Origin of the sequence: Shewanella sp. MBTL60-007 (assembly GCF_019654915.1) — a bacterium.
In the GTDB taxonomy this organism is placed as follows: domain Bacteria; phylum Pseudomonadota; class Gammaproteobacteria; order Enterobacterales; family Shewanellaceae; genus Shewanella.
Map to the genome: position 1 here is coordinate 1 of NZ_BPET01000081.1, position 15,798 is coordinate 15,798.

Below are 15,798 nucleotides of genomic sequence, written 5' to 3' on the forward strand. Positions count from 1 at the left end.
ATAGTAATGTAGCTTTATTATATTTTGATGAAGTTTTGAATTAGTCGTTTGATTACCGTTAATTACAGAGCGCTATGGCCTACATTAATTTATAATGACAACAGGTACAAACACGATAATTTTTAGTAATTTTATCACGAAAGCATATCAGATTATGACGTAACATAGCTAATAGGCTAACTTAAAGTTTATTATAAAATTTAGATGCAATTAGTGATTTGTGTTGTTATATTACAACAAACGTGTGAATACTCATCAAAAATGATGGGGCACAGTGTCAAAAGGAGATTTTGAAGCGATGGGCATTACGACACCTAAAGCCAAAGCTTGTGATTTTGTTCTATTTGGTACCAAGGGAGATCTTGCCAAGCGTAAGTTACTTCCTTCTTTATATCAGCTCGATAAAGCTAATTTGCTCAATGTCGATACAAAAATTCTAGGCGTTGCAAAAGATGAGTTTAGTCAAGAAGAATACCGTGAGCTGGTAGTAAACGCTTTAACGACTTTTGTTAAAGACAAGCTTTGTGAAGAGACGGTGAATCGTTTCTTAGACAGATGTCATTATGTAGGTACTAACTTTACCGAGTCTGAAGGCTATCAAGCTTTCCATGACATTCTCGAGCCAGAAAAACGCGTTATGGTAAGTTATTTCGCCACGCCGCCCGCTATTTTCGGTGATATTTGTCGTTGTCTTCACGAACAAAACCTCATTTTCCCAGACTCTCGTGTCGTTCTAGAAAAACCAATCGGTTCCGATCTCGCAAGCTCTCGCATCATTAACGATCAAGTTTCAGCCTATTTCGAAGAAAGCCAAGTTTATCGTATCGACCATTACTTAGGTAAAGAGACGGTACAGAATCTTCTTGCGCTGCGCTTCGCCAACTCTCTTTTTGCCTCTAAGTGGGATAACCGTACTATCGATCACGTACAGCTAACGGTTGCTGAAGAGGTGGGCATCGAAGGCCGTTGGGGTTATTTCGACAAGGCTGGTCAGATGCGCGACATGATCCAAAACCATCTACTACAGGTATTGACCTTAGTTGCTATGGATCCGCCAGTGAACTTAGATGCTGACAATATCCGCGACGAAAAAGTGAAAGTGCTTAAGTCTCTGCGTCCAATTAACGCAGACAATATCTATGAAAACACGGTTCGCGGTCAGTACAGCTCTGGCTTCCTTAAAGGTGCACCAGTACCAGGTTACCTTGAGGAAGAGGGGGCTAATGTTCAGTCAAACGCTGAAACCTTTGTTGCCTTGCGTGTCGACATCGACAATTGGCGCTGGGCGGGCGTACCTTTCTACCTTCGTAGCGGTAAGCGTATGCCATTCAAGAGCTCTGAAATTGTGGTGTACTTCAAGAATCCACCGCACAATTTGTATAGCTCTAACTACCGTAACCTGCCACCAAACAAACTGACGATTAGATTACAGCCACATGAAGGGGTTGAAATCCAGATGTTGAACAAGGTACCAGGTCTTGGTGAAAAGCAACGCCTACAAACGACTAAACTGGATTTAAGTTTCTCTGAGACCTTCAAGAGCGAGCGCATTGCCGACGCCTACGAACGTTTGTTGCTAGAAGCCATGCTAGGTAATCAAGCACTGTTTGTTCGTCGTGATGAAGTCGAGCAGGCATGGAGCTGGGTCGATGGTATTATTCAGGCTTGGGAAGAAACCGACGAGAAGCCAAAACCTTATCCTGCTGGTACTTGGGGTCCTGTAGCTTCTGTCGCGCTTATCACTAAAGACGGTCGTTCTTGGGACGAATAAGGGGATCCAATGATTAAAGAAACTGTTTTTAAATCATTTGATAATAAAGAGGCACTAGAGGCTCAACTTGCCGAGCGTATCGCTAATCAACTGCAAGAAGCAGTGGATTCTCGTGGTAAAGCGAGTCTAATCGTATCTGGTGGCTCGACTCCGCTAAAGCTATTTGAATTGCTAAGTAAGAAGGCGATCGATTGGAGTGATGTGTTTATCACCCTGGCCGATGAGCGCTGGGTCAGTCCAGAGCACGGCGATTCAAATGAGCGCTTGGTGAGAAATCACTTACTTAAAAACCGAGCTGCTAGTGCTAAGTTTCGCGGCCTAAAGAACATGTACTCTTCGCCAGAAGAGGGTTGTGATATGACCATAGAGCAGCTTGGCAGCTTTCCAAAGCCATTTGATGTTGTTGTATTAGGTATGGGTAACGATGGTCATACTTGCTCTTGGTTCCCATGTGCAGCACAAGCTGAGCTAGATAACGCATTAACAACGAGTGACCTGTGTGTTGCAGTCAAACCTGGCAACGCACCGCATTCAAGGATCTCTTTGTCAAAATCTGCGATCTTAGCCAGCCGTCAAATCTATCTACATATCGTTGGTGAGCAAAAACTTGATGTTTACCGACAAGCACTAGCAAGCGATGACAGCTATGAAATGCCGATCCGAGCCGTTCTCGGACAGCATAAAACACCTGTTGATGTTTACTGGAGCGCTTAAGGAGTAATTATGCACAGCGTTGTACAATCTGTTACTGACAGAATTATTGAACGAAGCAAAGATTCTCGCGCTAAATATTTAGCGGCGCTCGATGATGCTAAAAATCAAGGGGTTCACCGCAGCGCGCTAAGTTGCGGAAACTTGGCCCACGGTTTTGCCGCTTGTAACCCAAGCGATAAGGCTTCTATCAAGCAATTGAATAAAGCCAACATAGGAATTGTCACCTCATTTAATGACATGTTATCGGCTCACCAGCCATATGGTGAATACCCTGACATGTTGAAGCAAGCCTGTAATGAAGTCGGCAGTGTGGCTCAAGTTGCTGGTGGTGTACCAGCAATGTGTGATGGCGTGACTCAAGGTCAACCAGGCATGGAGCTGAGCCTTTTAAGCCGTGAAGTGATCGCAATGGGTACAGCCGTTGGACTATCGCACAATATGTTCGACGGTGCGTTATTGCTCGGTATTTGCGATAAAATTGTACCTGGTCTATTGATTGGTGCACTCAGCTTTGGTCATCTGCCGATGTTGTTTGTGCCCGCAGGCCCTATGAAGTCGGGCATTCCAAATAAAGAGAAGGCGCGCATTCGTCAGAAATATGCTCAGGGTGAAGTCGATAGAGCTGCATTGTTAGATGCGGAGTCTAAGTCTTACCACAGCGCGGGTACTTGTACCTTCTACGGAACCGCCAACAGTAACCAGTTGATGCTTGAAGTAATGGGGCTTCAGCTACCAGGCTCCTCTTTCGTTAATCCTGACGATCCACTGCGTGATGTGTTAAGTAAGACTGCTGCTAAGCAAGTTTGTCGTTTAACCGAAACCGGCACGCAATATACGCCTATCGGTAAAGTGGTATCAGAGAAGTCTGTAGTCAATGGCATCGTTGCACTATTGGCAACAGGTGGCTCGACTAACTTGACTATGCACATTGTTGCTGCCGCCCGTGCTGCCGGCATTATTGTTAACTGGGATGATTTTTCAGAGCTTTCTGACGCCGTGCCGCTTCTTGCACGTGTTTATCCTAATGGTCATGCCGACATCAACCACTTCCACGCTGCGGGTGGTATGGCGTTCTTAATTAAAGAGCTACTTGATGGTGGCTTGCTACATGAAGATGTCGATACCGTTGCTGGTTTTGGTCTTAAGCGTTATACCCAAGAACCACAAATTCGTGATGGTGAGTTAAAGTGGGTTGAAGGACCGCAAACAAGTTTAGACACCGAAGTGTTAACTGGACTAAATGCACCGTTCCAAAATAATGGTGGCCTTAAGTTACTTAAGGGTAATCTTGGTCGAGCAGTGATTAAAGTCTCTGCGGTTCAAGAGCAGCATCGCGTTGTAGAAGCTCCAGCTGTTGTTATCGATGACCAGAACAAGCTTGAAGCATTATTCAAAGCCGGTGAGCTCGATAAAGACTGCGTTGTCGTCGTTAAAGGTCAAGGTCCTAAAGCCATTGGCATGCCTGAGCTACACAAGCTCACGCCAATTCTAGGTACGCTTCAAGACAGAGGTTTCAAGGTAGCCCTGCTAACCGACGGCCGTATGTCAGGCGCATCAGGTAAAGTGCCTGCAGCTATTCATTTAACTCCAGAAGCGCTAGATGGCGGCTTGATTGCTAAGATCCATAATGGTGATTTAGTACGAGTCAATGCGACAACTGGTGAGCTATCGCTGTTAGTTGATGAATCTGAGCTTAATGCGAGAGTCGCCGATAAGGTCGATCTGCATAAAACAAGTTATGGAATGGGACGAGAGCTTTTTGGCGCGCTACGCGCTAGCTTAAGTAGTCCAGAAACTGGTGCACGAAGCACTAGTGCAATTGATGAACACTATTAGAGTTTAAGGAAGAGTAACGCAATGCTTGAGAATAACTGGTCAATACAGCCACAAGATATTTTTAAACGCAGCCCTATTGTTCCTGTCATGGTGATCAATAAGATTGAACATGCAGTGCCACTTGCTAAGGCGCTTGTTGCGGGTGGCATCTCTGTTTTGGAAGTGACACTACGTACCGACTGTGCATTGGAAGCGATCACTAAGATTGCACAAGAAGTGCCTGAAGCACTAGTGGGCGCGGGCACCATTTTAAATAAGGCACAGCTAGAGCAGGCAATTAATGCCGGTGCTCAGTTTGTTATTACTCCTGGTGCAACAACAGAGCTGTTAGAGGCTGCAATGCAAGGCACTACGCCGCTCATTCCTGGTGTGGCTAGCATTTCAGAAGTGATGAAAGGTATGGCACTGGGTTACACAAACTTTAAGTTCTTCCCAGCCGAAGCGTCGGGCGGTGTGAATGCCCTTAAAGCCTTCTCTGGTCCACTAGCCGATATTCGTTTCTGTCCAACAGGTGGCATTACTCCAAGTAGCTATAAAGATTACTTGGCACTTAAGAATGTTGACTGTATTGGTGGTAGTTGGATTGCGCCAACAGATGCGATGGAGCAGGGCGACTGGGATCGCATTACAGCCTTGTGTAAAGAGGCGATTGGTGCACTGAAGTCTTAATTTACTAAAGCAAACACTTGCATTAAAAAAGCTACCCTAAGGTAGCTTTTTTTATATCTAACTCCTAATAAGAGATTAGAGCAATTTGATTATTTCGCGGCTTCACCTGAGTAGCTAAATGGTGACTCAACTTTCCACACGCGGTAACGCACCTGCGTATTTTCTGGTAAATAGAATACTTTGGGTAAGCGGCTATCGTACTTCAGCATCAAATCATCACGGATTGGCAAGAACTTCTCCGTCTTAGCTTGATCGAAGCAGGCCATCATAGTGCTTGGACCTTCGCTAATTGAGTCTACTTGATAATAGTTATAGCCCCATCCTTTCACCGAGTGCTGCTTGAGTTCACCATTTAAACCATGCTTGTTACAGTCGACCATTTTTGTTTGTCCAATCTGGATCTCTACCCTGTAGTCAGCTTCATTTTCAAGCTTAGGCAGGGTCAATATATGCTGGACTTGACCTGTTTGTGGCACAGGAAACATCTTGGTCTCTTTTGTCGAACTGTAGTCATTAGCCGTATACATTTGCGCGCTGATCATATTTTGATTAACTCCAGATGGATGAGCTGGACTGGTTGCACTGGCATTGAATGAAAAGGCCGAAAAAATCAAAGAAGAAGCCAAAAGTGTACGAGCAAAACGCGTGTTACCAGAAGTGAATAAAGTCATAAAATCTCCAAAATAAAAAGGTATTGTCTGTGTTCAATACCTCTATAAACGGGGCGGTTTTCAAAAAGGGTTAAAAAAAATGAAAAAAATATATTAAGAGCTGAATCAGAGAAAATACCCATGAACCCAAACTTAATATACAGCCTGTCGTTACTGCCCCCACCATTACTACCCCTTATGACTGTGAGGCTCGAGTAAAGTTCGCTTTTAGTTACCTCATTATTAGTAAAGCTTTCTACGCCGCTCCCCATACATTTATAGTCAGTAGAAACTGCTCAAGATCACATAAAAGTTACCCTCTCTTGTGTTACCAGCTCTAAAAGCGCAAACTTAGTTTGGTAATCAAGTTATTTGATGTTCGAGTAAATCGTCTGTCAAACATCTGGTTTGCTAGCCATTGAACTAGCGTTGACTAGGCTTAGCAGTAATTAGAAACGATTAATAAGAGCTAAACGCTAGCCGGGGCATTTATGGCTAGACGTTATAATTAAAAAGATTCAAGGGTGTTTTTTATGATCCATGGTGAACAGGCGACAGTGAACTGCGCAGATAAACAGAAATTTTCGACCCAAAATAGTGCTGGGGAGCGTAACACCGCCTATGTATTAGTGCTGACGATAGTCACCATGCTGGCAGAGATCATTGCTGGTACAGTTTATGGCTCTATGGCCTTACTCGCCGATGGCTGGCATATGGGAACACACGCCGCTGCTTTTATGATCACATTATTCGCTTACCGTTATGCTCGTAAACATGCTAACTCGGCTGAATTTTCCTATGGAACAGGTAAGGTCAGTGTTCTTGGGGGCTATACCAGTGCCATCGCATTGGGATTAGTGGCTCTGGTTATGTTAGCAGAGTCGGGAGTTAGGATATTCAACCCCCATGAAATCCATTTTAACGAGGCAATTTTAGTGGCCATCATTGGCCTTATCGTTAATGTGGTGAGTGTTTTCTTGTTAAAAGATCACCATGGGCACGATCATAGCCATAGCCATTCTCATAGTGACAGTCATACTCACGGCCACTGTCATCATGAGCACGATGGTCATAAAGCCACTAGCCATGACGAAAAACACCACGGCCATGATCATAATCTACGAGCTGCCTATTTTCATGTCCTTGCTGATGCACTCACATCTATGTTAGCGATTGCCGCATTGTTGATGGGAAAATATTTCGGTCTTACATGGTTAGACCCTGTTATGGGTATTGTTGGGGCATTGATTATTAGTCGTTGGGCGTGGGGACTGTTAAAGCAAACGGGTCCAGTATTGCTTGATGCGAGTATTGAGCAAACTTATATGCAACAGATCAAACATGCGATAACTCAAGAAAGTGCTCAGCTTATCGATCTCCATGTTTGGAAAATCAGTGCAGATCATTATGCAGCGAGCATGGTTATTGGGGTGGAAAGTGCTAAGGATGCGGGTTATTTCAGGCAAAAGTTATCACATTTTGAGCGCTTATCTCATGTCACTATTGAAGTGAATCCTGTTGCTCAGGCACAATAAGCCAATACTGACTAGGAATGAAATAAATGAAAAACCACGATGATAGCTTAAATCATGCAATGATCGAATTTTATGAGAAGCTGTCATCATGGGAAATGGCGGTCGTCAAGGATAAAGGCTTTAGCTTGCCGCAAGTTCATACCGTTGAGATATTGGGGCTAAACGGCCCCATGCGCATGAAAGAGTTGGCACAAAAAATCGGGATTACCACTGGTACCTTAACGGTTCAAGTTGACAAGATGGTCGATGCTGGTCTGGTGATCCGTACACCCCATGCCAATGATAGACGTTCTATTTTAGTCGAGCTCACCGACAGCGGACGAAGCATGTTTGAAGAGCATGACAAACTACATATGCAGTTAACGCAAGATCTAACCGTTAAATTTACAGAGTCTGAAAGAGTTCAATTATTAGATTTCTTTGAGAGAATTAACCGCGAATTTTAGTGCTTGTTGGCAAACTTTTAGCCTCTTCTATTTATACTGATTGGTATTATCCTTCTCATGCGGCTGCTCCTCTGTGAGCGCCCTTAAGTCTTTTCAACTGAGCTAATTCAACTGAGCTAAGTCCAAAGAAAAACCGTCTGCTTTCATTGTTAGCATTGGTGTATTTCTCTTTACTGTTACAAACGATACATTATTAGCAAAAATGTTTTGTAACTTTGATTGATACACTATTAGCGTTTTTGTTGCGGTGGTAATATGTGCCTCTGTGACAGGCGTTCAATGCCTGTTGGACTTAATTTCTATAAAAAGTGAGTAAAATAGTGTTGTCGCGTCTTAAGAATTTAACCAGCATTCAATTTTCATTACTCCTATCGATTTATTATGTATGTGTATTTAATATCCCGCTTTTTCTAGTTGTGAAACAGGGGGTAGACAAGCAACCAGATGTCAACTTGGCGTTTATTGCGACCATGCCATTACTGTTAGTTTTCGCGCTGTCTTTTATCTTCAGTCTTTTTTGTATCAAGTATCTGGCAAAGCCATTTTTCATTGTGCTCACCTTGATGTCATCTAGCGTGTTTTTTGCCGCTTTGCAGTATGGTGTGGTTTTTGACTATGGCATGATAGAGAACATCTTTCAGACCAATCAATCTGAAGCAGGGACTTACTTGAACTGGGCGTCGGTGGTTAACTTTGCCCTCACTGGTGCACTGCCGGCGCTGCTGATCTATAAAGTCAATATTCAATACAAGCCCTTTACTAAAGAGCTGATGCACAAAGTACTCTTTATGTTGGCTATGTTGGGCGGCATCGTAATTATCGCCATGTTTTATTATGAGAATTATGTTTCATTTGGCCGTAATAACGACATTATCAAGCGCTATATCATTCCTACTTACTTTGTCGGCTCCACCATCAAATATATAGAAGTTAACTACCTACAAAAGCCACTTGAATATAAACAGATCGGCTTAGATGCTAAGAATACAACTGACAAAGCCAAACCCAATTTAGTGGTATTGGTGGTTGGTGAAACAGCCAGAGCGGCAAATTATGCCTATTATGGTTACGATAGATCGACCAATGCATTTACTAAAGACCAAGGGTTAGTAACATTTAAAGATACTCATTCTTGCGGCACCGCAACGGCGGTATCTTTGCCCTGTATGTTTTCTCGAATGGATAGGGATAATTACAACTCTCGAAGGGAGAAAGCTCAAGACAATGCTATCGACGTGTTAAATCATGCGGGGATCCAGCTGGAGTGGCTTGATAACGACAGTGGCTGTAAAGGGGTCTGTCAAAACATTGAGAACATTACGATAGATCATAATAGTGATCCAAAATTATGTAATGGTGAGTATTGCTACGATCAGGTATTGCTAAATGAGTTAGACAAGCGACTAAAGTCAATTAAGCGCCAAGATACCTTGTTAGTGTTGCATATTATCGGTTCCCATGGGCCTACCTATTATCTGCGCTATCCTGAGCAGTACCGGCATTTTGTACCAGATTGCCAACGAAGTGATATTCAAAACTGTAGCCATGAAGAGTTGGTTAATACCTACGACAATACGATTTTATATACCGATTACATTTTATCTCAGGTCGTGAAGAAACTAGAAGCCGAGCATGGCCAATTTGATACGGCAATGCTTTACCTATCTGATCATGGAGAGTCACTGGGTGAAAGTGGCATGTACCTTCATGGTACGCCGTACTCATTTGCGCCGGATGAACAAACCAAGGTGCCTTTTTTAGCTTGGTTCTCAGCGGGTTTTGCCGAGCAGAATCGACTCAATTTAACCTGTTTGGCTGAAGAAGCGCAAAAAGGTGGATTTTCCCACGATAACTTATTTGATAGTTTGCTTGGATTGATGAACGTTAAAACTGAAATTTACCGCAAAGATTCCGATGTTTTTTCGGCTTGTCGGAAATAAATTGATTCTATTAGCAACATTTATTAACAAAAGGGGTGGCAACGCTCCCTTTTTTGTTTAAAGTATTGATAATTATGGATATCGATCGAGAGGGTATTTACTTATGGATATGGCACAACATTTGTCTGAAACCGAGCTGTCAGCAAAAATACTGCGCCACGCTGTACCTAAGATGTCAGAGTTAAATATTCCTGTCACGCCCGAGAATTATGCGGTTTGGTATGAGTACTATAAGGGAATAAACCTAGATCTTAAGCGGGCAATAGACGGCTTAATAGCCAATAATGTCAGCTTTACTCCTAGCGTAAATAAAGAGCTTTATAAAACCTATATTCAGGTTCACTCACCTGAAGTGATAGAGAAAGTCCAGGTTGAAACTCAAGTACTGATAAATGGCTTATTGGCGAAAATTGCCAGCATGAGTAGTGGTACATCGCGCTTCTCGAAATCCTTAAGTGAATTCGACTCCGCACTAAAAGACGAGCCGGAGCCTATTGTCCTGCAAAAACTTGTCGAAGGGATCACCTCAGAGCTCGATGAGATCATCAATGCGAATATTGAAATGGACAAGAGCCTTAACAGTATGAGCGAAGAGGTCGATGCGTTAAAGACGGAGATGGACGACCTTCGCTCCGTCGTGATGACAGATCAACTTACCTCACTTAACAATCGTCGCGCCTTCGACAAAGAAGTGATCAGCCACATAAATAGTTTTAGCCAATCCAACTTTGAAAGCAGTTTATTGGTCGTTGATATCGACTATTTCAAAAAGTTCAATGATGTCCACGGTCACCTAATCGGAGACAAAGTGCTGACCTACGTGGCCCAGGCGCTAAAAAATTCGGTAAAAGGCGATGATTTTGTCGCGCGTTATGGTGGTGAGGAGTTTGTTATCTTACTGCCTAATACTTCACATGAGAATGCGCAAAAGGTGGCAGAAAATCTGCGGGCTAAGATTGCCGCCCGTAACTTAACCATAGGGAAAGAGAAAAAGTTGCCCCTTGGTAATATCACCGTCTCGGTTGGCGTTGCATCGCTAAAGGTAAGCGATGACAAAGACAGCTACTTTATTCGTGCTGATGAAGCACTCTATCGGGCTAAATCATCAGGGCGTAACTGTGTGGTGGGTGAACGAATTATGGAAACACCAATTTAGAACAACTTGCCATTTTAGACAAATAAGAAAAAGCCATTAACGGATCGGGTTAATGGCTTTTTTAATGAATACCTTTTTATTGAAGGCCTATTGAAATGGGTAAGAGGTTAGTTATCGGCTTTTAAGTCCATATGCATATTGATCAAACGTTCCTCCATGTCGAAAGTTACTGTAAAGCCTAAGTGCTTGGCTAGACTCGCCATGTTACGGTTCTCGAACATGGTAAAGCCTGTAAGCACTAAGGTGTCATTACTCTTGTAGTAACGTATTAGCTTCTCGAGCAGCAACTTACCAATCCCTTGGCCTTGATAGTTACTGCGTACCGCCATAGCAAATTCAGCCTCGGTATTATCGGGATCAATTGAAGCTCGAATCGCGCCTAAAGTGGTTTCTTCACCGTCTTCACCCATGGCCGTAGCAATAAAGGCCATCTCTCTGGCATAGTCAATCTGGGTTAATACCGCCATCTCCTCATGTGTCATTTTAGAGCGCACACCAAAATAGCGCTTATACCTATCTTCATCCGATAGGGAGTTATCGAAAGCTAAATGTTTGGGCTCATCTTCAGGCAGGATAGGCCTTAGCATTACCTTGTTACCATTTTTAAGCGTGGCAAGCTGTTCTAGCTCCTTAGGGTAAGGCAAGATAGCAAGCCTTGAGGCGTTGTCGACAGGTTCATGCTGTAGTCCTATGTTCACATCAAGCAGGGTGATCTCTTCACCAGCACAGAGCACAGGGTTTAAATCGAGAGTGGCAATTTCTGGGCAATCGATAATCAGGTGGGAGATCTGTGTTAATAACACACACAGAGCATGCATATTTAGCCCCCGTGGAAGATGCCTATCTCTAAGCTTCTGGGTTTTAAGCGCTTGGATCACCATATAGCGTGCAAGTGTCATATTCAGCGGAGGAAGCGCTACCGCAGCATCTTTAGTCGGTTGCCACTCCGAGCCACCTTCACCGAGTAATATTGCTGGGCCAAATACAGGGTCGTTAGCAACGGCAATACGGATCTCCTGCGCACCGGCAGTTAGCGCCATTTTTTGCACGATTAACCCTTCAATTTTCGCATCGGGGTTCAGCGAGATCACTCGCTCAATCATGGCGTTTGCTGCCTGGCTGACCTCTATGTCTGATGTTAGGTTGAGCATAACGCCTTGAACATCGGATTTATGCAAAATATCGGGAGACTGCACTTTCAATGCCACGGGATAACCCGCCTGCTTGGCAAACTCCACCGCTTGCTCTGGCGTACTTGCAAACCAAGTGTCGATGGTCTTTAGTCCGTAAGCATTGAGGATCGTGCGTGACTCGTGGGTTTCTAATACCGACCTCCCACTTTCTATAGCTTGTTGTAGTTTCTCTCTTGCTAAGGCTGAGTTGGCAGGGATGTTAACCGGAATAGACTGCGGCACTTCTTGCAGTAGTTTTTGGTTACGACGATACTCAACCATATGCATAAATGCTCCCACGGCGCCTTCAGGGGTGCGATAGGTTGGAATGCGAGACTTAGAGAAAAGCTTTCGTGCCTCAAAGGCTGAATCTTCACCACTCCAGTTGGTCAGTACATTGATTTTATGTCGATTAGGGTGCTGATTAATCGTGTCTGCAATCGCTTGGGCTATCTCGACGCTCTCACCCAGTGCCGAAGGGGAATGTAATATTAAAATTGCGTCTAGGTCATCGCTATCCATTAAGATCTCGAGGGACTTAGCGTAACGCTTGGCATCGGAGTCACCGCCTATATCCACAGGGTTTTGCCCAGACCAGCTTTTTGGCAGTAGCGCATTGAGCCGCTGATAAATCTCACTCGATAGTGCAGGGAGCTTACCGCCGCCTAAAATCAGTTCATCAAGTGCCAGTACGGCAGGGCCACCACCGTTGCTGATGATCCCAAGGCGTTCGCCCTGCAATGGCCTTGAGTGCGCTAAGGTTTCAACAGCGGCGAATAGCTCAATCAGGTCGTTAACTCGTAGCATACCCGCGCGCCTAAAAGCTGCCTCGTACACAGCATCGCTACCAGATATACCGCCGGTATGCAGCTTAGCCGCGCTGCCACCTTCAATACTGCGGCCGGACTTAATCACTAAGATAGGTTTATTACGAGAGGCTGCACGAGCGGCTGATAAAAAGTGACGTTTTTCGTTTACCGAGTCGATATAGAGCAAGATAGCATCGGTTTTTGAGTCGCGTCCCAAATAATCAAGTAGCTCATCAAAATCGATATCGTTAGCATCGCCCAAAGAGATAAACGAGGAGAAACCTATTCCTTTGTTATTGGCCCAATCTAAAACTGTGGTACAGATTGCGGCGGACTGAGAAACAAAGGCGATTTTGCCGGGGAGGGCACTGGTATGAGCGAGACTGACGTTAAGTCCAAGGTTTGGCAAAATCATGCCCAAACTGTTTGGCCCTAAGATCCGCATGCCATACCTACCAGCAAACTGTTGCATTTGCGCTAACAGGCTCACTCCCTCTTCATTAAACTCATCGGCAAGACCTGATGCCATGACTATGGCAACTTTGCAGCCAAATTGCGCCAAGGTTTCGATAATCCCAGGCACACTGCTTGCTGCGGTGCAGATAATGGCGAGATCAGGAATGAGTGGTAGGGCTTGGATGTTGGGATAAGCTAGCACCCCCATCACCGCTTCATATTTTGGGGTCACTGGCATAATAGGCCCTGAAAAACCGCCTGATAGCAGGTTTTTCATCAGCACATTGCCTGCTCGCTTGGGTTTATTTGAGGCGCCAATAATGGCAACTGATTTAGGTTTGAAGAGAGTATGAAGAGTGCGTTGGCTCATGAACTTATCCTACAAGTCAGTATGTTATACCCAAACGACTTGAACATGCTCGTTTCAGAGGCCTTGCGCGAGTTCAATTTTAGGTGCATTAGCGAAGGAATGGTGACTCCCTTTAAGCTAATGCAACAACAAAGTGGGCTTGCGCAAAACCTTCTTCGATGAGTTTTAATGCACTTTCTGCTGTGTTATTGACCTTGCTAAGGGAACAACCATATAGCTGCAATCAATGCCTTGCTTAAAGCGCATTAAATTCCCACTGAACTCTGCATCTTCAGGTGGCTTGGGTATAGAGTGTACATGAGCAAATACTATTTACCATCGTAGAATAGTCGAAAAGCACCTTTTACAGCGCTATAACATAATTATTTAATTGCTTAAACCATAGCTATATCAATAACCATTATTGTAGGTGACTTTGCAATTGCGCTAAGTCAAAAGGCTTTTGTAGATAGGTAATATCGCAATATTGCTTTGCTTTAGGTATTTCATCTTCAGAGTTGGCTGACAAGATGAAGTAAGTGAGATTGTCATAGCCTCTTGTTCTAAGAGTTGAAATTAATGTCAAACCATCAGTTTCATCTAGCATGTAGTCCATCAGTACAATTAATGAGGAATATTCGTCATTAAGGTTTTGATAATAGTGGTTTAGAGCTGTCATTGTTTGTGCTTCATCATTTGCAGTTAAAACCATATAGCCAGCTCTTTCTAACATCGATTTGCATACTTCTAGGTTGAAGCAATTATCATCAACAAGCAGTACAAATCGTTGATATTTTTTTGGCAAATTAACCCTATACGACATTGATGAGGATGCAGTAGAAAGCTTAGTTTCAGCGATATGACTGTTAACTTCGTTTTGTGTTTGTGCGTTTTCACCATGGGTATTTGATTCTTTATAGGGAAAGCGAAAAATGACCAAGGTTCCACGTCCCTCTTGACTGCGGATCTTGATGCTCCCTCCAACACTTTCTATTACACATTTACAGGTGTATAACCCTATTCCAATGCCGGACTTAAGCGCTGTTGTTGAGAGAGTATCTACAGTGAATGGCCTACTAATCGCTTCCATAGATTGTTTAGACATACCTTTACCAAAATCTTTTATTGCTACGCGTATAAAACCTGTAACACTGGGTTCTTGTATGGCTTGGGGTAAGATTTTTATATCAAAAATGACTTTATCACCGGAGCTGTATTTAAAGGCATTATTGATAAAATTGGTTGATAACTGAAAAAATTTAGTGCTATCTAATTGAATCGACTCGGGGATGAGCCCGGATTGTCGCATAATTAGCTGCTTTTTATGGGTATCACCAAATGTTTGATAATAGTCATTAATTTTTGCGAGAAATTTGCTTAAGTTCACTTTTTCGTAATGCAATGACAAAGTGCCGGAACTCGCTTTGCTGTACGTAAGGGTATTTTGAGCAACGTTGCTAAGCAAATTCGCTGACCAGATCATTTTATCCAAGATCTTAAGTTCGTTACTTGAGCCGTACGCGTGCTGCTTCAGCATATTTGCGTAGCCTAATACGGCATTAATTGGTGTGCGGATCTCATGATTTAGTGTTGAAAGTAAAGCGAGTTTGGAATTAGTTTCGATATTATGCTTTTCTTTGTCGATTCGGTTCTGGATTATCATGGCTAGCAAGAAAGAGAAAATAATACCGAGTAGACTAAAAGAAATTAATATTTTAACTGTAGTGAATATCTCTTTTTCTGTGGGAATGTAATCAACAGTTAAGTTATAACTGGTGTTATATTCAGGTAAGTTGATGAAAACCTCAGAGTGACGGCCAAAAATAGATTTGAACTGGCGAGTACTCATATTCTGACATTCTTGATTAATCAGGGTACTAGAACCTAAGGTGAATGTTTCACAGATCCCAACCATTTCGTTAATCCGTTCCTGAACCCGTTGATGAGAAACAGCGTATACCAAATAGGGATGTTTAGGTTCATCGATTTGAATGACAATCGTTGCAAAATCTTCCACTTGGTACGTGATGTCGCCAGATGCAGAACGACTCACTTTGCCATTCTCTATTGATTCTTTAAACGCAAAATCAGATAAGTACCTAGGCCTTAAATTGGGATCTAGGGTAAATGCAATAGCAGATTTTATTTTTAAAAGGTCTTTAGAAAAAAGGATAAACTCAGAATTGGTTACTTCTTCTGATGCATTGAAAAAAGAGCGTAATGCGTCCATCATTATGCGATGCTGTAGAAGCATTTCACTTGATGAATTAAATACGGTATTCGCCTTGTCTTCAT

11 protein-coding genes are annotated in these 15,798 nt (G+C 43.3%); 8 read left to right on the top strand and 3 right to left on the bottom strand.

From position 1 onward, the window contains the following. The first annotated feature begins 298 nt into the window (after window positions 1-298). From zwf to K5Q92_RS22005, 4 genes are read left to right on the top strand one after another with little or no spacing between them, the layout of a single operon-like run. The gene (zwf, locus tag K5Q92_RS21990) at window positions 299-1,771 is read left to right on the top strand and encodes a glucose-6-phosphate dehydrogenase (protein ID WP_220771000.1); all 1,473 of its coding nucleotides are present in this window, start codon (window positions 299-301) and stop codon (window positions 1,769-1,771) included. 9 nt (window positions 1,772-1,780) lie between these two features. Beyond that, on the top strand, window positions 1,781-2,485 hold the full coding sequence (pgl, locus tag K5Q92_RS21995; protein ID WP_220770991.1) for a 6-phosphogluconolactonase: 705 nt from the start codon (window positions 1,781-1,783) through the stop codon (window positions 2,483-2,485). A gap of 9 nt (window positions 2,486-2,494) precedes the next feature. Next, window positions 2,495-4,321 (top strand): phosphogluconate dehydratase, encoded by a 1,827-nt coding sequence (edd, locus tag K5Q92_RS22000; RefSeq protein ID WP_220770992.1) that lies wholly within the window; start codon window positions 2,495-2,497, stop codon window positions 4,319-4,321. Window positions 4,322-4,342: 21 nt separating this feature from the next. Next, window positions 4,343-4,990 carry a bifunctional 4-hydroxy-2-oxoglutarate aldolase/2-dehydro-3-deoxy-phosphogluconate aldolase gene (locus K5Q92_RS22005; RefSeq protein ID WP_202720274.1) on the top strand — a complete coding sequence of 216 codons (648 nt, stop codon included), beginning with the start codon at window positions 4,343-4,345 and terminating at the stop codon, window positions 4,988-4,990. 89 nt (window positions 4,991-5,079) lie between these two features. On the opposite strand, the gene eco is transcribed toward K5Q92_RS22005, so the two are convergent. After that, entirely contained in the window at window positions 5,080-5,661 is a 582-nt protein-coding gene (gene eco / locus K5Q92_RS22010; RefSeq protein WP_220770993.1) for a serine protease inhibitor ecotin, read from the bottom strand. Between the two features lie 512 nt (window positions 5,662-6,173). On the opposite strand from eco, the gene dmeF reads away from it, so the two are divergent. From dmeF to K5Q92_RS22030, 4 genes are all read left to right on the top strand, one after another. Next, the gene (gene dmeF / locus K5Q92_RS22015) at window positions 6,174-7,175 is read left to right on the top strand and encodes a CDF family Co(II)/Ni(II) efflux transporter DmeF (protein ID WP_220770994.1); all 1,002 of its coding nucleotides are present in this window, start codon (window positions 6,174-6,176) and stop codon (window positions 7,173-7,175) included. A gap of 26 nt (window positions 7,176-7,201) precedes the next feature. Continuing rightward, window positions 7,202-7,621 (top strand): MarR family winged helix-turn-helix transcriptional regulator, encoded by a 420-nt coding sequence (locus tag K5Q92_RS22020; RefSeq protein ID WP_220770995.1) that lies wholly within the window; start codon window positions 7,202-7,204, stop codon window positions 7,619-7,621. Window positions 7,622-7,941: 320 nt separating this feature from the next. After that, complete coding sequence (locus K5Q92_RS22025; RefSeq protein ID WP_220770996.1) at window positions 7,942-9,561, top strand: phosphoethanolamine transferase; 1,620 nt, start codon at window positions 7,942-7,944, stop codon at window positions 9,559-9,561. 103 nt (window positions 9,562-9,664) lie between these two features. Then, window positions 9,665-10,717, top strand: a complete 1,053-nt coding sequence (locus tag K5Q92_RS22030; RefSeq protein WP_220770997.1) for a GGDEF domain-containing protein — start codon at window positions 9,665-9,667, stop codon at window positions 10,715-10,717. Between the two features lie 107 nt (window positions 10,718-10,824). On the opposite strand, the gene K5Q92_RS22035 is transcribed toward K5Q92_RS22030, so the two are convergent. Both K5Q92_RS22035 and K5Q92_RS22040 read right to left on the bottom strand, forming a co-directional pair. Beyond that, window positions 10,825-13,524, bottom strand: coding sequence for a bifunctional acetate--CoA ligase family protein/GNAT family N-acetyltransferase (locus K5Q92_RS22035; RefSeq protein ID WP_220770998.1), 2,700 nt, complete (start codon window positions 13,522-13,524; stop codon window positions 10,825-10,827). 400 nt (window positions 13,525-13,924) lie between these two features. Next, window positions 13,925-15,798: ATP-binding protein (locus tag K5Q92_RS22040; protein WP_220770999.1), on the bottom strand; the 1,874-nt coding region annotated here is incomplete at its 5' end.